Annotated in this window: 18 protein-coding genes; 12 read left to right on the plus strand and 6 right to left on the minus strand. The window is 56.0% G+C overall.

Annotated features, from left to right (window positions below; translation table 11 throughout):
* Positions 1-38: 38 nt before the first annotated feature.
* The 3 genes from SNL23_RS21515 to SNL23_RS21525 form a co-directional block, all read right to left on the minus strand.
* Complete coding sequence (locus SNL23_RS21515) at positions 39-1,763, minus strand: ABC transporter ATP-binding protein/permease (RefSeq protein WP_167665766.1); 1,725 nt, start codon at positions 1,761-1,763, stop codon at positions 39-41.
* 100 nt (positions 1,764-1,863) lie between these two features.
* Entirely contained in the window at positions 1,864-2,424 is a 561-nt protein-coding gene (locus tag SNL23_RS21520; protein WP_003216016.1) for a response regulator transcription factor, read from the minus strand.
* On the minus strand, positions 2,417-3,679 hold the full coding sequence (locus tag SNL23_RS21525; RefSeq protein ID WP_167665767.1) for an ATP-binding protein: 1,263 nt from the start codon (positions 3,677-3,679) through the stop codon (positions 2,417-2,419). Before SNL23_RS21525 ends, SNL23_RS21520 begins: the two co-directional genes overlap by 8 nt.
* Positions 3,680-3,884: 205 nt before the next feature.
* On the opposite strand from SNL23_RS21525, the gene SNL23_RS21530 reads away from it, so the two are divergent.
* The 11 genes from SNL23_RS21530 (at position 3,885) to SNL23_RS21580 (ending at position 20,829) form a co-directional block, all read left to right on the plus strand.
* Positions 3,885-4,598 (plus strand): SIMPL domain-containing protein, encoded by a 714-nt coding sequence (locus SNL23_RS21530; RefSeq protein ID WP_167665768.1) that lies wholly within the window; start codon positions 3,885-3,887, stop codon positions 4,596-4,598.
* Positions 4,599-5,013: 415 nt separating this feature from the next.
* Positions 5,014-8,121, plus strand: a complete 3,108-nt coding sequence (locus SNL23_RS21535; RefSeq protein ID WP_318303445.1) for a dermonecrotic toxin domain-containing protein — start codon at positions 5,014-5,016, stop codon at positions 8,119-8,121.
* A 103-nt stretch (positions 8,122-8,224) separates the two neighbouring features.
* A complete protein-coding gene (locus SNL23_RS21540) occupies positions 8,225-9,826 on the plus strand; it encodes an ABC transporter substrate-binding protein (protein WP_318303447.1) in 1,602 nt (533 codons plus the stop codon).
* Positions 9,827-10,084: 258 nt separating this feature from the next.
* A complete protein-coding gene (locus SNL23_RS21545) occupies positions 10,085-11,713 on the plus strand; it encodes an ABC transporter substrate-binding protein (RefSeq protein ID WP_076016512.1) in 1,629 nt (542 codons plus the stop codon).
* 363 nt (positions 11,714-12,076) lie between these two features.
* A complete protein-coding gene (locus SNL23_RS21550) occupies positions 12,077-13,621 on the plus strand; it encodes an ABC transporter substrate-binding protein (RefSeq protein ID WP_371916644.1) in 1,545 nt (514 codons plus the stop codon).
* 171 nt (positions 13,622-13,792) lie between these two features.
* Entirely contained in the window at positions 13,793-15,190 is a 1,398-nt protein-coding gene (locus SNL23_RS21555; RefSeq protein WP_076016510.1) for an OprD family porin, read from the plus strand.
* 81 nt (positions 15,191-15,271) lie between these two features.
* Entirely contained in the window at positions 15,272-16,870 is a 1,599-nt protein-coding gene (locus SNL23_RS21560; protein WP_318303449.1) for an ABC transporter substrate-binding protein, read from the plus strand.
* A 76-nt stretch (positions 16,871-16,946) separates the two neighbouring features.
* Positions 16,947-17,957 carry an ABC transporter permease subunit gene (locus SNL23_RS21565; protein WP_003171721.1) on the plus strand — a complete coding sequence of 337 codons (1,011 nt, stop codon included), beginning with the start codon at positions 16,947-16,949 and terminating at the stop codon, positions 17,955-17,957.
* A 10-nt stretch (positions 17,958-17,967) separates the two neighbouring features.
* Positions 17,968-18,879: an ABC transporter permease subunit gene (locus tag SNL23_RS21570; protein ID WP_076016508.1), complete on the plus strand. Its 912-nt coding sequence runs from the start codon at positions 17,968-17,970 to the stop codon at positions 18,877-18,879.
* A 10-nt stretch (positions 18,880-18,889) separates the two neighbouring features.
* Positions 18,890-19,858, plus strand: coding sequence for an ABC transporter ATP-binding protein (locus SNL23_RS21575; RefSeq protein ID WP_017138287.1), 969 nt, complete (start codon positions 18,890-18,892; stop codon positions 19,856-19,858).
* Positions 19,858-20,829, plus strand: a complete 972-nt coding sequence (locus tag SNL23_RS21580; RefSeq protein WP_076016507.1) for a peptide ABC transporter ATP-binding protein — start codon at positions 19,858-19,860, stop codon at positions 20,827-20,829. Before SNL23_RS21575 ends, SNL23_RS21580 begins: the two co-directional genes overlap by 1 nt.
* Before the next feature lie 223 nt (positions 20,830-21,052).
* Here SNL23_RS21580 and SNL23_RS21585 read toward each other — a convergent pair whose 3' ends face one another.
* The 3 genes from SNL23_RS21585 to SNL23_RS21595 are packed head-to-tail and all read right to left on the minus strand — an operon-like array spanning position 21,053 to position 24,242.
* Entirely contained in the window at positions 21,053-22,048 is a 996-nt protein-coding gene (locus tag SNL23_RS21585; RefSeq protein WP_318303450.1) for an alpha-xenorhabdolysin family binary toxin subunit B, read from the minus strand.
* Between the two features lie 35 nt (positions 22,049-22,083).
* Positions 22,084-23,145 (minus strand): alpha-xenorhabdolysin family binary toxin subunit A, encoded by a 1,062-nt coding sequence (locus SNL23_RS21590; protein ID WP_318303452.1) that lies wholly within the window; start codon positions 23,143-23,145, stop codon positions 22,084-22,086.
* Positions 23,146-23,198: 53 nt separating this feature from the next.
* Positions 23,199-24,242: a hypothetical protein gene (locus tag SNL23_RS21595; protein ID WP_167665774.1), complete on the minus strand. Its 1,044-nt coding sequence runs from the start codon at positions 24,240-24,242 to the stop codon at positions 23,199-23,201.
* Positions 24,243-24,684: 442 nt separating this feature from the next.
* On the opposite strand from SNL23_RS21595, the gene SNL23_RS21600 reads away from it, so the two are divergent.
* Positions 24,685-25,821 (plus strand): hypothetical protein, encoded by a 1,137-nt coding sequence (locus tag SNL23_RS21600; protein WP_167665775.1) that lies wholly within the window; start codon positions 24,685-24,687, stop codon positions 25,819-25,821.
* Positions 25,822-25,842: the final 21 nt, after the last annotated feature.

A 25,842-nucleotide genomic window follows, 5' to 3' on the forward strand; every position in this document is an offset into this window, starting at 1 on the left:
GTGGCCGTTACCTAAATAACGGATATACCCCCAAAAGCTCAAACCAGCGACTGCTCCGCCAACTGCCCGTTCTCGATCCGCACATGCCGCCCATGGAAACGCTTGAGGCTGCTGCGATGCCCGACGCTGACGATGCTCAAACCCGGCAACTCATCGATCAATGCCTGATACAGCGCCGCCTCATCCTCCTCGTCCATCGCAGACGTAGCTTCATCCATGTACAGCCATTGCGGCTCAAACAACAACGCCCGGGCAAACGCCAGGCGCTGCTGCTCACCCGGCGACAACATCCGCTGCCAGTGGTTAGCTTCGTCCAACCGCGGAATCAGATGCGCCAGGCGGCAGGTTTCCAGGACCTGTGCATAACGTTCCGCCGGGTACGCGCCCTCCTCCTGTGGATAACTCAACACGCCACGCAGCGTACCAATCGGCAGATACGGCTTCTGCGGCAGGAACAGATAACGCTCGGCCGGCAAACGAATGTTGCCATGCCCGTTTGGCCACAAATTGCCCATGGCCCGCAGCAAGGTTGATTTGCCGCTGCCGGAACGACCGCTGAGCATCAGGCGCTCACCTTCGGCAACAGTCAGGTTGGCGCCTTCGAGCAGGTGACGACCATCAGCCAGGTCCAGGCTGAGGTTGTTCATCTGCAGATCACCGCCCTGGCGCTGCAACTCGATACCCATGTTGCGGCCTTCGTTTTCGTCCATCGCCTCGCCGAAGCTCAGCAGACGGTCACAGGTCGCACGCCAGCTGGCCAACACGGTGTACGCGTCGACAAACCAGCTCAGGCTGCCCTGCACACTGCCAAACGCCTGGGCGACCTGCATCAGTACGCCCAACTCGATCTTGCCGGCAAAGTAACGCGGCGCAGCCACCACAAACGGGAAGATGATCGCGATCTGCGAGTAACCGCTGGTGAAGAAATTCAAGCGCTTCTTGAGCTGCATGATGCTCCAGAAGTTGCTCCACACTCGCCCGAAGCGTGCACTCAGCTGCTGGTGTTCATTGGGCTCGCCATTGAACAGTGCGATGCTTTCCGCGTTCTCCCGCACCCGCACCAGGCTGAAACGCAAGTCGGCCTCGAAGCGTTGCTGACGGTTGCTCAAGCCAATCAGTTTTCGACCAATCAAGTGGGTCAACCAACTGCCCAGCACCGCATAGACCAGCGCCGCCCAGAACATGTAGCCGGGAATCGTGATGCCCCACACTTCGATGCTGCCGGACACGCCCCACAGGATCACCGAGAACGACACCAGGCTCACCAGGTTACTGATAAAACCCAGGCCCAGGCTCAGGGTGCTGCTGGTAAAGGCGTTGAGGTCTTCGGAGATACGTTGGTCGGGGTTATCGGTGTAGCCGCCGTATTCCAGGTGGTAATAGTTCTTCTGGCTCAGCCACTTGGCAAAATAGGTTTCGGTCAGCCAGCGCCGCCAGCGGATGGTGAGCATTTGCTGCAAATAGGAAGTGAACACCCCGGTCACGATCGCCACCACGGCGATCACGCTGAAGTACATCAGCAGGTGAGTGAAGGCGTCGTAGTCCTTCTTTTCCAGGGCGTTGTAAAAGTCGCGGTTCCAGCTGTTGAACCACACCGACACCGCCACACTGAACAGTGACAGCCCCAGCACCACCAGCAATAACAGCCAGGCCTTGCCCTTCTCCTCACTGCGCCAGTAAGGGGTGATCAGCGCCCAGACTTTTCTTAAAAATTGCCCACGCACCGCGTCATTGACCGCGGAATACTCAGCGTTCTGATTCATTGTTCAGGCTCGGTAGGAAAAAAATAACAGGCGTTTGAACCGATCATAGACGATCGGTTCAGGGCTCCGTGCGGCCTGAAGCAAGTTGTTCAGTCGCCGTTCAACGTCGTACCGGACGCTTCTGCAATTTGCGCTGCAACGTCCGGCGATGCATGCCCAGGGCACGGGCCGTAGCGGAGATGTTGCCTTCGTGCTCGGTCAATACGCGCTGGATGTGTTCCCACTGCAGGCGGTCCACCGACATCGGGTTTTCCGGCACCAGGGTGTCGAGGTCGGCGTGCTCGGAGAGCAAGGCGGCCAGCACGTCGTCGGCGTCCGCCGGCTTGCACAAGTAGTTGCACGCGCCACGCTTGATAGCCTCGACGGCGGTGGCGATGCTGGAATAGCCGGTGAGGATCACCACGCGCATTTCCGGGTCCAGCTCCAGCAGCTTGGGCAGCAGCACCAGGCCGGAATCGCCGTCCATTTTCAGGTCCAGGGCCGCGTATTCCGGCAGGTCGGCCGTGGCGATGGCCAGGCCTTCTTCGGCGGAGCCGGCGGTGCTCACGCGAAAGCCACGACGGCTCATGGCGCGGGCCATCACGCGGGTAAAGGTAGCGTCGTCATCTACCAGCAGCAGGTGCGGCAGTTCTTCGCCTTCGACTTGGATCTCGTCACTCATCGATGTCTCCTCGTGCGACACGGGGCAGGCGCAGCTCGGTGAGCGTGCCGCCTTCCTCATGACTATAGAGTTTCACTGAGCCGCCCGCGCGAGTCACGCTGGCCTTGCTCAAAAACAGGCCGAGGCCGAAGCCTTTGCCCTTGGTGGTAAAGAAGGGTTTGCCGATCTGCTCGGCAATCGCCAACGGCACGCCGGCGCCGTGGTCGCGAATGCTGATGGTGAGGTCTTCCGCGTCCCAGTCCAGGGTCACTTCCAGGCCTTCCGGGCAGGCGTCGGCGGCGTTGTTCAGCAGGTTCAGCAGCGCCTGGGTCAGGTCCGGCGGCGGCGCCATGCGCGGCACCGAGCCCTGGCCCAGCAGGTGAAAACGGTAGCTGGCTTCGGGACGCATCAGGTGCCAGCGGTTCAGGGCTTCGTCCAGCCACTGGGTAACGTCCTGCATCTCCACCGCCAGGCGGCGATTGGCTTCGGCGGCGCGCACCAGTTGTTGCAAGGTCAACTTGCACTGCTTGACCTGTTCCTGCAGCACGCTCAGGTCGTCTTGCAGGGCCGGGTCGTGGTGGTCCTGGGTCATTTCCTTGAGCAGTACGCTCATGGTCGCCAGCGGCGTCCCCAATTCATGGGCTGCGCCTGCGGCCTGGGTGGCGACGGCCAGCAGTTGCTGGTCGCGCAGGCCTTCTTCACGGCGAATGGCGCGCAGTTCTTCCTGGCGGCGCAGCTCTTCCGCCATCCGCGCGGCAAAGAAGGTGATGACCGCCGCCGAGAGGGCGAAGCTCAGCCACATGCCGTAGATCTGCAGGTTTTCCCGGGCGATGGGAAAGGTCTGCAACGGGTAGAACTGCGCCAGCAGCAGGGTGTACAGGGTCAGGGCGATGCCCGACAGCACCACCGAATAACGCCACGGCAGCGTCACCGCGGCGATGGTCAGTGGCACCAGGTAATAAGAAACGAAGGGGTTGGTGGAACCGCCGGAGAAGTACAGCAACACACTGTGGATAAACAGGTCGCAGGCCAGTTGCAGGGAGTATTCCAGCTCGGTCACCGGCCACGTGGTGCGCAGGCGAATGGCGGTAAACACGCACAGTACCGTGGAAAACCCGAGGGTCACGGCCAGTTGCAGCCAAGGCAGCGGCAGCAGGTTGAACCAATAGGCGAGCCCGACCGAACCGGCCTGTGCGGCCAGTACCAAGGTGCGGATGAACGTCAGGCGCCAAAGGTTCTGGCGGGTGGCGGAAGTCAGTTTTACGGCGGCGAGCATGAGCTCTCCCGATGAGCGCTGCAGGCGGATCGCACGGAGTATAAACGAAGCGGCAGCGCTGGCACGGCGTGTGTGGCTCTTTGACGCAGGGGTCAGGAACATACCGTTCGTCGGCATCCGTCAACTTGTAGCGAATGTGTAAACCCGAAGAACTGAAACCTTGCGTCTACAGTCTTACCGAACACGAACATCTCAAGGAGCTTACATGTCTCGTTTCATTCGCAGTGCAGCCACCCTAACCCTCGGCGCCGCTACCCTCGCCAGCCTGCCTGCCATGGCCGCTGATGAGCTGCATTACAACCAGATTGCCCTGCGCGCCGAAGTCAGCCAGGAAGTGGCGCGCGACCAGATGATCGTCACGCTGTACACCGAGTCGCAGAACACCGACCCGGCCAAGCTGGCCGCCGAAATCACCACCACCATGAACAAAGCGCTGGCCCAGGCCCGTGAAGTCAAAGGCGTGACCCTGCGCCAGGGCAGCCGCAACAGCTACCCGATCTACGACAACAAGAACCAGAAAATCACCGGCTGGCGCGAACGCGCTGAACTGCGCATGGAAAGTGCCGACTTCGCCGCACTGTCCAAGCTCACCGGCGACATGCTGACCAACCTGAAAATGGACAGCATGGACTTCGCCATCGCCAACCCGACTCGCAAGGCCAGCGAAGATGCGCTGCTTAAAGAAGCGGTCACCGCGTTCAAGGCCCGTGCACAACTGGCCACCGATGCGCTGGGCGGCAAGGGCTACAAGATCGTCAACCTGAACTTCAACACCAATGGTTATCCACAGCCGTATGCCCGTGGCGGGATGATGATGAAAGCCGCAGCAATGGATTCGGCACCGACGCCGGAAGTTGAAGCGGGCACCAGCCAGGTCAATATGACGGCGGACGGTGTGATCGAAGTCCAGATGCCCTGATCGAGCGGTACCCGAGTTGCAATGACGCTGCCTACGGGCAGCGTTTTTTATTCAGGTGAGAACATATCCTGCAACTCTCCTCTGATATTCATCACGGAATCGATATTCCGGTTTTCGACACCTATATATACCCCAACGTTGACAGGGATTGCTCTGCGGGTATGTGTCCAACCCACTATCGAGTACCACACCCATGTACCTTCATTTATCCCCTTCCAGGCTGAGCGCAACGTCCCGTTTCTTGCAGCAAGCCGCTTCAATGCCGGCGCCGCCCACTCCACACCCCAGCGCTCACAAGACGCTCACCCCCACCCCAGTACAACCGCCGCAAGTTGATGCGCCGCCGGGAGACCCTGCCCTGGTCCAGGCCTACATCGGGGCGGTACAGCGTAAGGTCGAAGGCCACCGCCCCGGCTTGATCAAGGTTCCCGCCCAAACGGTGTTGGGCCAATGGCTTGAGCTGCATCGCTCGCAACTGGAACATCCGATTATTCAGGGCTGGATGCGCGAGCAGAAAATCGGCCCGTCCAGCCTGTCGATAGTCCCTTCCACCGGAGCGATGTCCGCCAAAGTCGACGGTGTGAGGAAAGACTTCTCTCTCTCCGACGGTACCGGTTGGGGACAAGTTTCAGGACCGCTTCTCGCGTCCGGCAAGGTCATAGCTCCAGGCGTCGGGCAGGAATTACGGATACGTTCAAACGAAAACACCGTGGACGTCTCTGCAAAAGTAGTCGCTGGTTTTTACGGCATGCAGGTCCCAGCCAACCTGTCTGAGGGCAGGGCGCAAATCCGGCGACTGGAGCACAGCAAATCCTTCGAAGCCATTCCCCCCGATGACCGCCTGCGGCCTGCCAACCTGCGTTCGGCGCAGGCCCTGGACCTACAGAGGAGCAATACCGAGCAGTCTTACAGTGCTACACCGCAAAAACTGGCGTTTACTCGTTTAGCGACTGAGGTGGCGAACGCCTACCCCAACGTGCATAACGAGGCCAAACGGTGGGCGGGAGAGTTGATCGAGAAAGAGACCGGCCAAAAAAACGTAGACCCGGACAGCCTGTACTTCAATCGCTTCTATCAAGCTCAAAGCGCCTCGCCCGGCACCGCTACCGGCGCGATGCACCTGGGTGAAGAACCGTTCTATTCGAAACGCCTGCCGGACGCTTTGCTGGATAACTTCTCGGAACAAGACCAAATCCCCGGCCAACTTGACACAGAAGCCGGCATCTACAAGACCGGTCGCGGGGAAAGCACCAAGGGCGGCTATGGTGCCCACAATCAGTTCCCCCTCGCCCCTTCAACGTTGATGCACGGGAGTTGGAAAACTGACTTCCAGTCGCGCATGAGCACAAAAATAAACGAGTTTTGGAGTGCCAAGGGGGGAGACTACCGAACAACGTTGAAAGGGCAGTTCATCCAGCAGGCACGCGAGCAACTGAGCGGGTATGACGCCAAGACACCCCTCGAAAAAAAGCTGATGCCGGCCGAACACCAGTTCACCCGGGACGATTATCGATTGGTGATGAAGGCGGCCTCCAATATTGCGCAGGATGAAAACGCGCCACTGACGGTAGCCCAACTACAGACAGACGCACCGGCTAAAGACCAGTTGCGGGCCTATCCGTTCGACATCAATGGCTGGGGCTCCAGCGACATTATCCGGTTCGCCGTCCTGGATGACGGGCAGTACAACTATCAGAACAACCGTCGCGACGGTACGCAAATTCTCTACATCCCAGGTGCAACGCCGGCATTCCTGAGGTTCGCCTCCCTCGACAAAATGGACGAATGGGTGGTGGACCAAGCCAAGGACCCGAAAAAACGCGAGGCGCTCGCTTCGCATTTCTCCCTGTACAACCGCCAGGACGGCGGCGCGTTCGGAAAATTCGGCGTCGACTCCTCACTCGCTCATCTGGGCAACGGTGACTGGTCGAAGATGGAAGGCGAAACCATTGACCGCAACTATAAGCGCATCGAAGGTGACGTCTTCAGCCAAATGAAGGATCAGGCGAAGGAGCGCATGATCAGCGATGCGGACATCGCGATAAAATCCAACAGCGAGGTAACCCGGGACACCTGGCTCAATGACATTTCCGCAGCCGCCAAGCTGTTCGCGCCCATGGCGCCTATTGCTGCTCCCGTTGCAGCGGCCGCCGCCGCCCTCGGCGTCACGGAACTGGCGTTGGGTGCGGAAAAGTCCGCATCAGGCGACACACAGGCAGAACGCAGTGATGGCGCCTGGAAAGCCTTCGATGGCGCTCTCAATACCTTGTTTTCGGCCGGCGGGGGCGGGAAGGCCGAAGACCCGTTTGCAATACCGCGCGAGAACATGACGACGTTGCCCGGCCAGGCAACCTCCATCAACGCCTTGGAGGGCCGCGCAGGCCGTGGCTTGCCCAATAGCCTACAGCCCTCACAAGCGGGCAATATCAGTGGCCATGCGGTAGTTGACGGTGATCATCTGATTGCCAATAGCACACCCAACGCCAAGGGCATTTATCAGGCCAAGGACGTTAACGGCGCCGACCAATGGTTAATCCGGCATACCGACGACACGGGCGTCAGCAAGGTGTACGAGATCCGGGGGGATTTCAAACTCAGTGACAACTATGTGCAGATAATTGACCCGATAAGCCGAAAACCGGTGATGACCGTACATTCGAATGGCGATGGAGAGTGGGTGCGGGTCGGAGGTCAAGCTGGCCGGCCAAAATGGCCATGGCAACGCACGATATCGCCAACCCCTAGCGAAGAGATAAAACCGACTCCAGGGTTCGCAAATCACTTCCATAACCTGGATGGTTCGAAAATTAACGAAGCTGAAAAGTTTGATCAGTTTCTGAACGTTAACGAAAAAATCAACTACGACTTCTCCAGCAACAACTACGAAGAGGCAGGTGTTATCAAAAGAAAACTTAACGTCTCCTGGAGTGACAACGTTGACAACTTTACAGTCGCCACCTCGGAAAAGGCGAAACCCACAGAATTCGGATCCAGCGATTACAGTGATCAGTTCATTACGGATCTCAATCGCAACCCTTACACTTTGCGGGTAAATGGGAAACAGGTAGAGATCAATATACCCAAACAAATTAAGGCGCTTAATTTTCCCGGCAATAACGTCCCACAGTCAGAAATGAATGCGCTTATAAAGCAAGCCATCCAACAGTTTGAGCAAATCGTTCCGGAGCCTGCCCTGCGAGCCCGCATCTCTGAAGTTGCTCATCAAGGAGCTACGGCCCCTGCGTGGGGAGAGGTACAAGCAGGATTAAAAGATGACTATATGAGCACTGGAACCGATAGGCACTTCTACATTGACTACGACCCGGCCACTCAATCGGCTACCGTCACAGCCAATATCGACTTTACGGTTACCGATGTTTCAGGGTCGGATTTCAAACTCGTCAACGGCACCAGCGCAAGGGCCAGTAGAGTATTTAAAATAAGTGAAAGTAACGAGCTTGACGGTGATGGGCTCTCAATCGACAAATCAGCGCCCACACGCATAGAAGTATCTGTCATGTAAAAAGTTATAAGCATCTCCCCTACCTGGCAATCCTGAACGGCGGTAACCTCGGTGACTGCCGTTTTCGTTTGCGCAGCGTTTACCTGCCACTTCAGGGGTCTCCATGGAAAGAATCACCTTTAAACCGCTGCTCCTCGCCGCCGGCCTGATGGCGTTTATGCCGATGGCCCAGGCGGCCAGTACCCTGGTCTACTGCTCCGAAGCCAGCCCCGCCGGTTTCGACCCCAGCCAGTACACCAGCGGCACCGATTTCGATGCCTCCGCCGAAACCGTGTTCAACCGCCTGACCCAGTTCAAGCGCGGCGGCACCGAAGTCGAACCCGGCCTGGCGACTCGCTGGGACGTGTCCAAAGACGGCCTGACCTACACCTTCCACCTGCGCGATGGCGTCAAGTTCCACACCACCGACTACTTCACCCCCACCCGCGACTTCAACGCCGACGACGTTGTGTTCACCTTCCAGCGCCTGCTTGACCCCGAGAGCCCGTTCCGTAAGGCCTACCCGTCCGAGTCACCGTACTTTACCGACATGGGCTTGAACACCACGATCAAGAGCGTCGAAAAACTCGACGAGCACACCGTGCGCTTCAACCTGAACAACGTCGACGCCTCCTTCGTGCAAAACCTGGCCATGAGCTTCGCCTCGGTGCAATCTGCCGAGTACGCCGCGCAGTTGCTCAAGGAAGGCAAGGCCGCCGACATCAATCAGAAGCCGGTAGGCACCGGGCCATTTGTGTTCAAGCGTTACCAGAAGGATTCGCAGATTCGCTACAGCGCCAATAAACAGTATTGGAAGCCCGAGGATGTGAAGCTCGACAACCTGGTGTTCTCGATCACCCCGGACGCCGCCGTGCGCCTGCAAAAACTCAAGGCCGGAGAGTGCCAGGTCAGCGGTTACCCGCGCCCTTCCGACATCGAAGTGATGAAGCAGGACCCCAACCTGCGAGTCCTTCAGCAAGCCGGCTTCAACCTGGGGTTTCTGGCCTACAACGTGACCCATCCGCCCCTGGACCAGCTCAAGGTGCGCCAGGCCTTGGACATGGCCATCGACAAGCCGGCAATCATCAAGGCCGTGTACCAGAGCGCCGGACAATTGGCGCAGAACGCACTGCCTCCGGCGCAGTGGTCTTATGATCCGACGATCAAGGACGCGCCCTACGATCCGGCCAAGGCCCGGGCGCTACTAAAAGAAGCAGGGGTTGCACCAGGTACCACCCTCAACCTGTGGGCAATGACGGTTCAACGCGCGTCGAATCCCAACGCTCGAATGTCGGCGCAGATGATCCAGCAGGATTGGGAAAAAATCGGCATCAAGGCCAATATCGTCAGCTATGAGTGGGGCGAGTACATCAAACGCGCGAAAGCCGGCGAGCACGATGTGATGATTTACGGCTGGACCGGCGACAACGGCGACCCCGATAACTGGCTCGGCGTGCTCTATAGTTGTGCCGCGGTGAAGGGCAGCAACTACGCAAAATGGTGTAACCCGGCGTACGACAAACTGGTGCAGCAGGCCAAGGTCAGCAGCGACCGCGAGCAGCGTATCAAGTGGTATCAAGAGGCACAAAAAATCCTTAAAGAACAAGTGCCTATAACGCCTATTGCAAACTCGACGGTTTTCCAGCTCCTTCGAAAGGAGGTGCAGGACTTCAAGATCAGCCCATTTGGACTCACACCGTTCTATGGCGTCAGTCTGAATAAGTAACAGCAACGCCCCAACCGAGTGCGCCAGACGCCTCGGTTGGGCATTCCTGGTGCGCGCCTCGCACCGAAAAAACCCTTCGAAAATGCGTAAATGTGCCCGAACTTACACATATGCGACATTCGTGTACGTTCGTACCACTGTTTAGCCGTTGTAGGCTCTCAACATCTTGCAATGGGTATGGGCCCTGCATAAGTATCCGCAGGTCGACTCACGAGGTCGCCCTCACTACCAAAAATGACAACAAATCATGAGGCCAACATGCTTAAACACGCAGTCATTCCGTTATTAGTCAGCGCCGGTTTAATGGCTGCTGCACCTTTCGCCCAAGCGGCGAGCAACTTGGTGTTCTGCTCCGAAGGGAGCCCGGCCGGTTTTGACCCAGGCCAGTACACCACCGGAACAGACTTCGATGCTTCGGCCGAAACCATGTTCAACCGTCTGACCCAGTTTGAGCGCGGCGGCACCGCTGTTGTTCCTGGGCTGGCCACGACCTGGGACGTTTCCCCGGATGGCCTGACGTACACCTTCCACCTTCGTGAAGGCGTCAAGTTCCACACCACCCCGTACTTCAAGCCAACTCGTGAATTCTCGGCTGACGACGTACTGTTCACTTTCAACCGGATGATCAACAAAGATGATCCGTTCCGTAAAGCCTACCCAACCGAGTTCCCGTACTTCACGGACATGGGTATGGACACCAACATCAAGAACATCGAGAAAGTCGATGCCCACACCGTCAAGTTCACCCTTGGCACCGTGGACGCCGCTTTCATCCAGAACCTGGCCATGAGCTTCGCCTCCATCCAGTCGGCCGAATACGCCGCCCAACTGTTGAAGGAAGGCAAGCCTCAGGACATCAACCAGAAGCCAATCGGCACTGGTCCGTTCGTGTTCAAGAGCTACCAGAAAGACTCCAACATCCGTTACACCGGCAACAAGGATTACTGGAAGCCTGAAGACGTGAAGATCGACAACCTGATCTTCGCCATCACCACTGACCCGTCGGTGCGTATCCAGAAGCTGAAGAAAAACGAATGCCAGGTGACCCTGTTCCCGCGTCCGGCCGACCTCAAGGCGCTGGGTGAAGACAAGGACCTGAAACTGCCGCACCAGGCCGGTTTCAACCTGGGCTACATCGCCTACAACGTAATGCCGGTCCTCAAGGGCCAGACCGCGCCTAACCCGCTGTCGGACATCCGGGTGCGTGAAGCCCTGGACATGTCGGTGAACAAGCAGCAGATCATTGATTCGGTTTACCAGGGCGCGGGTCAACTGGCCGTCAACGCCATGCCGCCAACCCAGTGGTCCTACGACACCACCATCAAGGATGCGCCGTTTGACGTGACCAAAGCCAAGGCTTTGCTCAAGGAAGCCGGCGTCAAGGAAGGCACCGAGATCACCCTGTGGGCGATGCCGGTCCAGCGTCCGTACAACCCGAACGCCAAGCTGATGGCTGAGATGCTGCAGAACGACTGGAAACAGATCGGCCTGAAAGTGAACATCGTCAGCTACGAGTGGGGCGAGTACATCAAGCGTTCCAAAGGCGGCGAGAACCAGGCCATGATCATTGGCTGGAGCGGCGACAATGGTGACCCGGACAACTGGTTGAACGTGCTGTTCGGCTGTGATTCCCTGGCCGGCAACAACTTCTCCAAGTGGTGCGACAAGAAATTCGACGGCATCGTGAAAGAAGCCAAGGCGACTTCCGACGTAGCCAAACGCACCGAGCTGTACAAGCAGGCGCAACATATCCTCAAAGATGCAGTCCCGATGACACCTATCGCGCACTCGACGGTGTATCAACCCATGCGCAACAACGTGCAGGACTTCAAGATCAGCCCATTTGGCTTGAACTCCTTCTACGGCGTGAGCGTAAGCGGCAAGTAAGAGGCTCTGACGGCGACGTTTATAACGTCGCCGTTATTGCATCTGCCAAGACCGTAGGAAATAGACCACATCCGCACGCGCCGCCGTCTTACGGCTGTTAACTGCGAATCGCGGCTCCGTTACCTACAAGGTCTGTCAGATTCGTTGTATTTACTGCCCGGCTCCCGACCCCTAACGTCGTGGCACGGCAGAAGCATCGTCTCTGTAGGGCAATTGCCGTTGTGGGATCAGTGATGTCGCCAGGTCATGAATGACCGGGCGATTGCTCACTGACGAAAACAACAAACAAGGATCGGGATTGTCATGCGCCATACCACCGTTCTATCCGCGATATTCGGCACCAGCCTGTTGGCTGTGGCCTCGATGGGCCAGGCTGCCGATAAAAAGAGCCTGGTGTTTTGCTCCGAAGGCAGCCCGGCTGGCTTCGACACCGCGCAATACACGACGGCCACCGACAACGACGCCGCCGAGCCTCTCTACAACCGCCTGGCCGAGTTCGAAAAAGGCGCGACCAATGTCGTACCTGGGCTGGCAACCAGCTGGGATATTTCCGAAGACGGCCTGACCTACACCTTCCACCTGCGTGAAGGGGTGAAATTCCACAGCAACAAGGACTTCAAGCCGACGCGTGATTTCAACGCCGACGACGTGCTGTTCACCTTCAATCGCATGCTTGACCCCGAACACCCGTTCCGCAAGGCCTACCCCACCGAGTTCCCGTACTTCAACGGGATGAGCCTGAACAAGAATATCGCGAAGGTCGAGAAAACCGGCCCGCACACCGTGGTGATGACCTTGAACACGGTCGACGCCGCGTTTATCCAGAACATCGCCATGAGCTTCGCCTCGATCCTGTCGGCTGAATACGCCGACCATTTGCTCAAGATCGGCAAGCCCAGCGACATCAACCAGAAGCCGATCGGCACCGGGCCGTTCGTGTTCCAGCGTTACCAGAAAGACTCGCAGATTCGCTACACCGGTAACAAACAGTACTGGGACCCGAGCCGCGTGAAGCTCGACCAGCTGATTTTTGCGATCAACACCGACGCGTCTGTGCGGGTGCAAAAGCTCAAGGCCGGTGAATGCCAGATCACCCTGCACCCGCGCCCGGCCGACGTCGAAGCGCTGAAGGCCGACCCGAAGCTGCAACTGCTGACCAAGCCAGGCTTCAACCTCGGCTACATCGCCTATAACGTGCGGCACAAGCCTTTCGACCAGCTAGAAGTGCGTCAGGCTTTGGACATGGCGGTGAACAAGCAGAGCATTCTCAACGCCGTTTACCAGGGCGCGGGGCAATTGGCGGTCAACGCCATGCCACCGACCCAGTGGTCTTACGACGACACCATCAAGGACGCCGCCTACAACCCGGAAAAAGCCAAGGAACTGCTCAAGGCTGCCGGCGTGAAGGAAGGTACCGAGATCACCCTGTGGGCGATGCCGGTGCAACGGCCGTACAACCCCAACGCCAAGCTGATGGCCGAAATGCTGCAAAGCGATTGGGCCAAGATTGGACTCAAGGTCAAGATCGTCAGCTATGAATGGGGCGAGTACATCAAGCGCACCAAGAATGGCGAGCACGATATCAGCCTGATCGGCTGGACCGGCGACAACGGTGACCCGGACAACTGGCTGGGCACTCTCTACAGCTGCGACGCCATCGGCGGGAACAACTACTCCATGTGGTGTGACCCGGCGTACGACAAGCTGATCAAGCAAGCCAAGGTCGTGACCGACCGCGAACAAAGGACTGTTCTGTACAAACAGGCGCAGCAACTGCTCAAGCAGCAGGTGCCGATCACGCCAGTCGCCCATTCGACGGTCAACCAGCCGTTAAGCGCCAAAGTCGAAGGTTTTAAAGTGAGCCCCTTCGGCCGCAACGTGTTCTCGGGCGTCAGCATTACCCCATAAAAAAATAACCGGATTGCGCAGGGTGAGAATTCACCCTGCTGCAAACGTGCAGCCTTATTTCGGGTTTTACCCTCGGGCAAACGTTTGCAAAGGCTTGAAAGAGTTACACACCCAATAGCCGGTTCACCTAAAAAGACCGGCATTAAAAAGAGAACCAAAGGAGCTTCACCCATGAAACTGAGCAGCACCGCGCTACTGGCCCTGGCCATCAGCAGCATCACGGCTACCGCCTACGCTGAACCTGCAAGCCAGGACTTCGTTCCAACCACACTGGCCGGCACCAGCGCCCAAAGCGAGGCCAAAGGCTTTATCGATGGATTCAGCCTGGGCGGTACAACCCGTAATTGGTTCTCCAACGAACAACGCTTCCGCGGCAGCAAATTCACCTACCAGAAGCACGGCGAAGCCCGTACTGACAATTACCGTACCAACTGGGTGCAAGGCACCATCCTCAACGCTACCTCGGGCTTCACCCAAGGCACCGTGGGTGTGAGCACTGAGGTTGCGGTCTACAATGCTGTGGTCCTGGACCGTAGCAAGCGCGACATCAAGGGCGGTTCCAACCGTACCCTGGCCGACTCCGACGGCGACGCCGTAGACCAGTGGAGCAAACTGGGCCTGGCCAACGTCAAGTTCCGTGTCTCGAACACCACCTTGACTGCCGGTCGCCAGAACTTCAGCAGCGGCATCGTCGACACCATCGGCAACCGTGCGCTGCCTTCGAGCTTTGAAGGTGTGAGCTTCAACAGCGAAGAGTTCAGCAACCTGTCGTTCCAGGGCGGCGTGTTTGACCGCGTTTCGCCACGGACCGAGCAGAGCCTGTCGAAATTCCGCAGTGAATATGGCAATGGCCGCCAGGAAACCGACAAGGTCAACACCTTTGGCGTCAACTACCAGCCATTCAAGAGCCTGAAGACCAGCCTGTTTGCCGCCAACGTGGAAGACTTCTGGAACCAGTACTACTTCGGCGCTACCCACGAGCTGGGTGACAGCCAGACCCTGTCCCTGACCACTGGCCTGAACTACTACAAAACCGTCGACGAAGGCAAAAAGTTGATGGGCAAGATCGACAACGACACTTACTCGCTGTCGTTCGGCCTGACCCACCAGGCTCACAGCCTGACCTTCTCGTACCAGGCCGTGAACGGTGACGAGTACTTCGACTACCTGCACGAAACCAACGGCATCTACCTGGCCAACTCCCTGACGTCCGACTTTAACGGTCCGAACGAGAAGTCCTTCCAGATTGCCTACGGCATTAACATGGCCGAATACGGCGTGCCAGGCCTGAAGTTCAACATCTACTCGGCGCGTGGCTGGGGTATCGACGGTACTCACTACACCGGCGACGGCGGCCGCGCGGGCTTTGCCTACAACGGCATTCAGGCCCAGGACGGCGAGAAACACCAGGAATACGGTGTAGGCGCGGCTTACGCGATCCAAAGCGGCGCACTCAAGGCCACTACCTTCCGCGGTACCTACGTGACTCACCGTGCCAGCGCCAACCAGGCTGACGGCAACCTGCGTGAGTTCCGCCTGGTGACCACCATCCCGTTCAACATTCTTTAATCAGCGCCAGGTGGGCGGCGGGCTCAGGACGAGCCCGCCGCCTACGCTTGTCTGGTCCAATCGATTGCAGAGGGCTCTTAGATGAAAATGCTCCCGTTACAAGCTGCCATTGCCGCTGCGCTGTTGAGCGTCGCTGTTGGCATCTCGGCCAAACCGTTGGTCGTCTGCACCGAAGCCAGCCCGGAAGGTTTCGATCCGGTCTTGTACACCACGGCCGTCACCGCTGACGCCGCCGCTGAAACCATGTTCAACCGACTGGTGGACTTCAAGCCCGGCACCACCGACGTGATCCCGGCGCTCGCCAAGGACCTGCCGGAAATCAGCGCCGATGGCCTGACCTACACCTTTCACCTGCGTGACGACATCAAGTTCCACACCACCGACTACTTCAAACCCACGCGCAACCTGAACGCCGACGACGTGCTCTGGAGTTTCCAGCGCCAGCTGGACCCGAATCACCCGTGGCACAACAAGTCCAACGTGGGCTACCCGTACTTCGAAAGCATGGGCTTCAAGGAACTGCTCAAGAGCGTAACGAAGACCGATGACCACACCGTGGTCTTCACCCTGACCCGCCCTGAAGCACCATTCCTGGCCGACCTGGCCATGGCATTTTCCTCGATTCACTCCGCCGAATACGCCGACCAGTTGCTCAAGTCCGGCAAGACCGATGACCTCAACGCCAAGCCCATCGGCACCGGCCCGTTCATCTTCACCCGCTACGCCAAAGACGCCCAAGTGCGCTTCAAGGCCAACCCGGACTACTTCCGTGGCAAGCCGCCGGCGGATCCGTTGATCCTGGCCATCACCACTGACAACAACGTGCGCCTGCAAAAGCTCAAGGCCAACGAATGCCAGATCGCGCTGTACCCAAAACCGGATGACGTGCCGAGCATGAAGGCCGACCCGAACCTGAAGGTTGCGGAACTGGCAGCGATGACCACCGCCTACACCGCCCTGAACACCACCCATAAGTACATGAGCGACGCGCGGGTACGTCACGCGATCAACATCGCGTTCGACAAGAAAGGCTACAACGAATCCCTGTACGGCAAAGGCAACTCCATCGATGCCACCGGCCCGTACCCACCAACCCTGCTGGGTTTCAGCGACAAGCTGAAAAACCCGCCGCGTGACCTGGACAAGGCCCGCGCCCTGCTCAAGGAAGCCGGCGTACCGGAAGGCACCGAGTTCACCCTGTTCACCCGTAACGGCGGCGGCCCGACCAACCCCAACCCAATGCTCGGCGCCCAGCGCATGCAGGCGGACCTGGCGCAAATCGGCCTGAAAGTGAACATCAAGGTCATGGAATGGGGCGAAATGCTCAAACGCGCCAAGAATGGCGAACATGACATGGTCTCCGCCGGTTGGGCGGGGGATAACGGGGACCCGGATAACTTCCTCACCCCGAACTTGAGTTGCGATGCAGCGAAAAACGGCGAAAACTACGCCCGCTGGTGTAACAAAGAGTTTCAAGACTTGATCGACAAGGCGCGCGCTATCGCTGAACCCACCCAGCGCGCTGCACTCTATGAACAAGCAATGGACGTTTTCGACAAGGACCAACCATGGATTCCCATGGCTTACCCGAAAATGTTCACCGCCATGCGTAAAAACGTCGAAGGTTTTACCCAAAGCCCTCTGACTACAAATAACTTTGCCACCACCCAGGTGAAGTAAATAAGAGAAACGCTCGGCACCGTCGACATTGACGGTGCCGAACCTGCCTAACCGGCTGATTGAGGTACACAACAAGATGTTTAGTTTTATTGCCCGCCGATTGGGGTTATTGATCCCCACGTTTTTCGGCATCACCTTGCTGACGTTCGCGTTGATTCGCATGATCCCAGGCGACCCCGTCGAAGTCATGATGGGCGAACGACGAGTCGACCCCGAGATGCACGCACAGGCAATGGAACGCCTTGGCCTTAACAAGCCGTTGTATGCGCAATACCTGGACTACGTCGGCAAGCTCGCCCAAGGGGACCTTGGCGAATCGCTGCGTACCCGTACCAGCGTGTGGACCGAGTTCACCGCCCTCTTCCCGGCGACCCTGGAACTGTCCATGGCCGCCCTGTTGTTCGCCGGCATTCTGGGGCTGTTAGCCGGGGTGATCGCGGCCTTGAAACGAGGATCCCTGTTCGACCATGGGGTGATGGGCATCTCCCTGGCGGGATATTCGATGCCGATCTTCTGGTGGGGCCTGATCCTGATCATGTTCTTCTCCGTGAGCCTGGGCTGGACGCCAGTGTCGGGACGGATCGACCTGCTCTACGACATCGAGCCGCGCACCGGTTTCATGTTGATCGACACCCTGCTGGCTGACGAGCCGGACGCGTTCTGGGATGCGTTGCACCACCTGATCCTGCCGGCCATCGTGCTCGGCACCATCCCGCTGGCCGTGATCGCGCGGATGACCCGTTCGTCGATGCTTGAAGTCCTGCGTGAAGACTACATCCGTACCGCCAAGGCCAAAGGCCTGTCGCCGGCACGCGTGGTATTCGTCCACGGCCTGCGTAACGCCTTGATCCCGGTACTCACCGTGGTCGGCCTGCAAGTCGGCACGCTGCTGGCGGGTGCGGTCCTGACCGAAACCATCTTCTCGTGGCCCGGCATCGGCAAATGGCTGATTGAAGCCATTGGCGCACGGGACTATCCCGTGGTGCAAAACGGCATCCTGTTAATCGCCTGCCTGGTGATTCTGGTGAACTTCGTGGTGGACATCCTCTACGGCTTCGCCAACCCACGCATCCGTCACCAGCGCTGAGATCATGACCATGACCACACCTACTCCCGCGGTAGCAGTCGATCAAAGCCTGCTGTACCCGTCCCCGTACAAAGAATTCTGGCAAGCCTTCTCCAAGAACAAAGGCGCCGTTGCCGGCCTGCTGTTCATGTTGCTGGTAGTGTTTTGCGCACTGTTCGCCCCTTGGGTGGCCCCGCACAACCCGAGCGAGCAATACCGTGACTTCCTGCTGACCCCTCCGGCCTGGCTGGAAGGTGGGCAGATCCAGTTCCTGCTGGGTACCGATGAACTGGGCCGTGACCTGCTGTCGCGCCTGATCCAGGGTTCGCGCCTGTCCTTGCTGATCGGCTTGTCGTCGGTAGTCATGTCGCTGATCCCGGGGATCCTGCTGGGTCTGTTCGCCGGTTTCTTCCCACGCATGCTTGGCCCGACCATCATGCGTCTGATGGACATCATGCTGGCCCTGCCATCGCTGCTGCTGGCTGTGGCCATTGTCGCGATCCTCGGCCCTGGCCTGATCAATACCGTGATCGCCATCGCGATCGTGTCGCTGCCGTCCTATGTCCGCCTGACCCGTGCTGCGGTGATGGGCGAACTGAACCGTGACTACGTGACCGCCGCCCGCCTCGCCGGCGCCGGCCTGCCGCGCCTGATGTTCGTCACCGTGCTGCCTAACTGCATGGCACCGTTGATCGTTCAGGCCACCCTGAGTTTCTCCTCGGCAATTCTCGATGCCGCAGCCCTTGGCTTCCTGGGCCTTGGCGTACAACCGCCAACCCCGGAGTGGGGCACCATGCTGGCTTCGGCCCGCGACTACATCGAACGCGCCTGGTGGGTCGTGAGCCTGCCTGGCTTGACCATTTTGCTCAGCGTGCTGGCAATCAACCTGATGGGCGACGGGCTGCGCGATGCGCTGGACCCGAAACTCAAGAATGCCGCCTGAGGAGATTCCCATGTCACTGCTAGAAATCAAGAATCTCAATGTCCGCTTCGGCGACAAGACCGCCGTACCGGTGGTCGATGGCCTCGACATCTCCGTCGACAAAGGCGAAGTACTGGCGATCGTTGGCGAGTCGGGTTCGGGTAAATCCGTGACCATGATGGCGCTGATGGGCCTGATCGAGCACCCCGGCATCGTCACTGCCGACGCCCTGAACTTCGACGGCAAGGACATGCTCAAGCTGAGCAACCGCCAGCGCCGGCAGATCGTCGGTAAAGACTTGGCGATGGTCTTCCAGGACCCGATGACCGCCCTGAACCCCAGCTACACCGTGGGTTTCCAGATCGAAGAAGTGCTGCGCCTGCATTTGAAAATGTCCGGCAAGCAAGCGCGCAAGCGCGCCATCGAACTGCTCGAAAAGGTGGAAATCCCAGGCGCAGCCAGCCGTATGGATGCCTACCCGCACCAGTTGTCCGGTGGTATGAGCCAGCGTGTGGCTATCGCCATGGCCATCGCCGGCGAGCCGAAATTGCTGATCGCCGATGAACCGACCACGGCACTCGACGTGACCATCCAGGCCCAGATCATGGAACTGCTGCTGGCCTTGCAGAAAGAGCAGAACATGGGCCTGGTGCTGATCACCCACGACCTCGCGGTGGTGGCTGAAACTGCCCAGCGCGTGTGCGTGATGTACGCCGGCCAAGCCGTGGAAGTCGGCCAGGTGCCGCAGTTGTTCGACATCCCGGCGCACCCGTACAGCGAAGCGCTGCTCAAGGCGATTCCCGAGCACAGCCTGGGCGCCACGCGCCTGGCCACGCTGCCGGGTATCGTTCCCGGCCGTTATGACCGCCCGCAGGGTTGCCTGCTGTCGCCACGCTGCCCGTATGTGCAGGAATCCTGCCGCGCCCAACGCCCGGGCCTTGACCCGAAAAGCAACAGCCTCGCCCGCTGCTTCTACCCGCTGAATCAGGAGGTGGCGTAATGGCCGTCGTACTTACCGCCCGCGACCTGACCCGTCACTACGAAGTGTCCCGTGGCCTGTTCAAGGGCCACGCCCTGGTGCGCGCGCTCAATGGTGTGTCGTTCGAGCTGGAAGCTGGCAAGACCCTCGCGGTCGTGGGCGAATCCGGTTGCGGCAAATCCACCCTGGCCCGCGCCCTGACACTGATCGAAGAACCGTCTTCCGGCTCGCTGAAAATCGCCGGCCAGGAAGTTGCCGGCGCCGACAAGGCCCAGCGCAAGCAATTGCGCAAAGACGTGCAGATGGTGTTCCAGAGCCCATACGCTTCGTTGAACCCGCGCCAGAAGGTCGGTGACCAACTGGGCGAGCCGCTGCTGATCAACACCAACCTGTCCGCCGCCGAACGCCGGGAAAAGGTCCAGGCGATGATGAAGCAAGTGGGCCTGCGCCCCGAGCATTATCAGCGCTACCCGCACATGTTCTCCGGTGGCCAGCGCCAGCGGATCGCACTGGCCCGGGCGATGATGCTGCAACCGAAAGTGCTGGTGGCGGATGAACCGACCTCGGCGTTGGACGTGTCGATCCAGGCTCAGGTGCTTAACCTGTTCATGGACCTGCAGCAGGAATTCAACACCGCCTACGTGTTCATCTCCCACAACCTCGCGGTGGTACAACACGTCGCCGATGACGTGATGGTGATGTACCTCGGCCGCCCGGTGGAAGTAGGTCCGAAGGAAGATATCTACGCACGCCCGTTGCACCCGTACACCCAGGCGCTGCTGTCGGCGACCCCGACCATTCACCCGGACCCGAACAAGCCGAAGATCAAGATCGTCGGCGAACTGCCCAACCCGCTGAACCCGCCGTCTGGCTGCGCCTTCCACAAGCGCTGCCCGTACGCGACCCAACTGTGCAGCACCGACGAGCCACTGTTGCGGCCACTCGACAACCGTCAGGTGGCTTGCCACTACGCGGAACAGTTCGTGGCCTGACCCGCAAAAAATGCTCTGGAGGGTGAGTCCAGAGCATTGCCAGTGTTCTACAGCCCTTCCCATCAGGTTGCGCATCAGCCGGGTGGGAGGGGCTTTCTTTTGGACCGCGATTATAAACGCGGGGCATCCCAATTATAAAATCTTAAAACCCAAAAAATAAAAGAGTAAGCACTTGGACTACACTGGCACTCAGGTACTTACTCATGCATCCACTCATTACACACTATACATCCCGAAGCCAATAGGGCTGGAGTTTACGGCAGTAACTTTTCAGATCACTCGCGTTGGCCAGCAAAAGTGTCGCAGTGCCGAGTACATCCTTGGGTTTTACAAACACCAAATCAATAAAATTAGTCAACGCATCCGCAACCTTGGTCGCCTCGTAAACATAGACCCTACGCGGCTCCGTTATATTTTGCGATTCGATAAACTGCTGCGCTTTTTGCTGATTGGCATCGAGTTGTTGTTCCAGACTCGTCATTCGTTTCTCGCGTCGATCAATGCTGTCCTGAAGAGATGTTCGTGCCTGTACCATATGGTCGAACTTAATGGCCTCGTCGATGCTTTTTAGAACCATCTTACTGACCTCAGCTCCAGCTTTAATTGCGGCAGCTTTCATTTCACCAGGTTTTTCATTTTTTTCGATCACATTTTCTGCCTGATCCACAAGCGCAAGGGCCTTATCCAACCCCGTAGTATCCGTATAAGCCTTGATAGCCTGATCAAGAATCACCTTTTGTTCTTTCATTTTAATTAACGGCTTTTCCTCGGGAGACAGCTGCTTTAATAGTGTTTCCCGTTCAGACTTGAGAACACTCAACATATAGGAGTTACCACTAATAGTGGTTGTTTCCGCGTTAAATACGCCGGCAACCACATCGTCTCGATACTGAGAAAATCGATTTAAAAAGCCATCAAGGAAATTCTTTATTTCTCGATTATAGCTATCCTGCGCCGACTGAGGAGTTGAATCAGTCATGGCGCTGAGCTCATCAACATACCCTTGCAACTCATCGGTTTCCAATAATGCAGGTACGGTATTGAGCGCGTTGTTGATTTTCTCATCAACATCACTAACAGCACTATTCAACTGTTTTAGCTCTTCCTTGAGTGACTCGTATGGAACATTACTCAAACTGATAAGCGTTTCGTTACGTATAATAACTCGAACCTTCCTAACCACTTTTAAATCGGGAACCTTAAGTTCATCAGCATTCATGACACACTCTCCTTCTCATAACAAAGAAATAATACTCAGCTCAAAGCCACAACCAAAAAACTTGAATTCTTTTTGACGTTTGACCAATTACCCATTACGGCCTCCAACTTTATAACGAACATACGAAGGACCGTGTATTGAGTAGCGGTGTTGATGGTCTGCTTCGAAGAGTCGATATAGGTAAGGATGCCCTGCCAGATACCCTCAAGTTGAGTAACTACTTTCTCAGCACTCAATACATAATCGAACAGAGTATTTAAATCGGTCGCAATGGTATGAAGCGACGCCACCAAGCCGTTTCTCGCTTCAATTTGCTGGATCAGTGCAGCCTTTTGCTCTTTCAAAGGATCCAGTTCATTCGCTTGAGTAACTAGTTTCCACGTCCAATACGGGATAGCTGAAACTAGTGTAAAGGAAGCCAGTACATCCCATACGACAAACCCATACTCAGCTTTTTTTTGTTCAATCCTCAGTTCCATATCATCAATTTTCGCTTGTAATGACGTGACCTGAGAATTTAACTCATCTTTTGACGTCAGTTTAAGCATGGCCCCAACCCCAGGCATAATCGTTTCTACGGCGGTCCTGAAGGAAGTGATAATATTAATGACGCCTCTAGTATTTGATCGCTTGGCCTCAATGGATTCTTTCAAATACTGTAAATATTCCTGAATAGTTGATACCCTCTGCCCATCCGCCTGAGTCATATAAACGGCAGGAAGAGCTTGAATAGCCTCCTCACTGATATCCTTCACTTGCCCCGAAAAATCGATGTACCCCGGCATGGTTTTAATCGTGTCAACAAGCGCACCTCCGTAAGTCTGAAGATCATCCGCGAACGTTGAAAGAGACGCCGCTACTTTTTTCATCGAAACTTCAACATTATTCCACGCAATAGCATTTATATTAATATCGGAATACAAAGCCCTGATATCGTTTGGCTCCAGCCCCGGAATACCTGTCGTCGTCACACCCAGTATTTGTGTGATGCTATTAAGGTCAGTGGGCAGCGACTTCCCCTTTGTTACGTATCGACGGATGCTTGCCACGTCGCTCTTAGTCACCACCGGAATTGATGCGTCATTTACCGTAGCCATTGTGGCGCTCCTTTATCTATCAATATAATTAGAAAACTTTAAACACTTACAATTTATCTACAAAAAGCCGGCCTCAGTGACTGCACATAAGCTTTTACGGTTCGCCAATCTTTCATCATCGCTCTTTGTGTAAGGTCCAGCGTATTAATGGTGCGTATCCCATAAACATTATTGATTTTAAGTACAGAATTATCTGCATATCCCGCCGTCATAATCCACATGCTTTCCATCTGCCTCGCTGCATCAAGGGCTGCAGTGACAAGGGTCTCTATCGTTTCAAGGTTAGTACGCACGTTTTGTAGAATTGCTTTAACCTCATCTTTATCCTGCAACGCTCCAATCAACCTATTCCTTTCTACAATTATAGGTTCAATGACTCCGCCCTTGATGAAGCGGTTCATTTCACCCACGCCTGATAATAGTTCAAAAAAATTTAGTGGCCTATTCCAATAGGCTTCAGCTTCGGCCTCTTTACGCTTGGCCTTCTCAAGTCTTTCATCAAGATCCTTAATTTGCCTATCAATCACATCAACACCGCACAATGCAATTTTCCCTGTAACAGCTACCATGACTTTATTGCTTAATTCCTCCTTAAAATCAGAGATTCGAGTTGTTATGCCGTTGATTGCTTCCAACCGACTCCTGACAACATTTCCTAACGCGACGTACAGATCTCTGACTGTATACAATGCCGAATTATCCACACCAAGCATTGACCGCATGGGGAGATGGTTTACTTGCTCCTGTGTCATGTCAGCAATTTCGACTTTGAATTCTGCATACCCTGGAATTTTTTCAATGGTATCGAGTGTATTGTTACCATAGGACTGAAAGTCATCTGCAAACGCAGATAAATTATCCATTAACACGATCATATCCCCCTCAATGCTCGGCCATTTGGAGGCGTTATTATGTACCATTTGGAAAACTTCACTTAATTCATTGGCACCCAAACCTTTTATGTTCGCGCCAGAAAGGCGATAGAGAGACTCAATAGTTGTCGCTTCAGTAGGAAGACTCAAAGCTGATGACACGTAAGCTTTAAGGTTATCCACCTCTGCCTCTGTAAATACGACCTCCGCCGTAAACTCACTCATACCCACCTCCAACCTTGCTGACTAGCTAGGCCACATTGCCCGTTCAAAGGTATAGATTTGCACTTGTGAAATATCTACTGTCAATTCTGACAGTCATGCTTTAATACCGACAAACGGCACATTGAAAAATATACATTTCTATTAGAAAACAGATACATATAAATCCGTACGTATTCGATCGCCTGTGTTTTTTTCTCTTTTGCTTATCAGTGCGCTTGAGAAATCCATTCGGAACAAGTTTGTCTACTGTCAATATTGGCAGTAGACAAACGAATAAAAACGCACGCTAAGCGCGTCAAAACCTCTTAGAACTCTTCATTCTACAAAGACATTCCGATATAAAAAAACAAACTAAACACCTGTCAAACTTAACAGTAGCCAACGGATTTTTTTTAAACTCTCATTACCTGGCGACTTCTCTCGAACTCACGGATAACTCCTAATGACTACTTTTACTGTTTTCTTCTGCGGCACAGGCTCAAACCAATTTGATGATACCAACGCAAATTATTGGAACGGCGAACTCGTTTCCACCCTAGCTCAGAATACTCGAAGTCAAAGTAATGAATTCGCGAATTGGATCATCATCGATGGTCCTGGTAGCGGAAACCTGCAAGCTGATGACATGTTCACGAAGCCCGGTGGTTATTACCAATTAAGGGGAATGGCCTTTGGTTCCGGATGGGAGGAAAATGTTTCTCACGCCGTCAACATGATGAAGGGAAATTTTACTTGGCAGCGAGAAGAACTATCCCAAGAAAACTATAATAAACTGCTGAATGAAGGCATCCCGATTGAAGAGGTCAATACAACAGGATGCTGGTTTTGGCGAACGTATAAATATGGTACGCGTCAGACGACACCACAACAATTACAAGAGCAGATCATCAAGATTTTTCGAAAAGATGGCGTCATTCCAACGCAGGTAAACCTGGTAGGTTGGAGCCGAGGTGGAATTAGCTGCCATATGTTGGCCAATGCGATGCTTAAGGACAATGCCTTAAGTAGTGTACCTGTCAACATTTTTGCTGCCGACCCTGTTCCTGGCGCCTTAAACTTCCAGGACAACAGGGTTAAAATCGGCATTAACGTCAAAGAATATGTAGCCTTTTACGCAAGAGATGAGCGGTCCCTAGGTTTTTCCAGCGTCGTCCCCGAATTCGACAGCGGCACCAGAGTGCATATTTATCCAATCCCCGGACGCCATGCGACCCTAGTAGGCAATGCCGCTCCCAATGGCAACTCGGGTGCAAAGGTTTATCCGGAACCCGGCCAAATCGTTCGGCACTTCGCAGAGGTGTGCCTATCTCGTTGGGGTGTCCCCCTCGAAAAAAAACTCAATCTGACACCAGCAAAGATAAACGAGCTTCTCACAAAAATTAAAAATGACTTTAGCGGCTATGTGGCTATGCGAAGTACGGTTTACACCACAAGCACACAAACAGCGGGGGAGCGCACTATAACCAAGGGCAGCAGAGATATTAATTTTTCTGCAGTAAGAAGCACCAGCTATACACCAGAGGAAGGACTTTCTATAGAGCATATATTGACCAACGACTATTTCAAAGATATTAACTAATGCCTATCAAAGAACAATCCG

The sequence above is a fragment of the Pseudomonas sp. SED1 genome (genome assembly GCF_034044025.1).
Taxonomy (GTDB): domain Bacteria; phylum Pseudomonadota; class Gammaproteobacteria; order Pseudomonadales; family Pseudomonadaceae; genus Aquipseudomonas.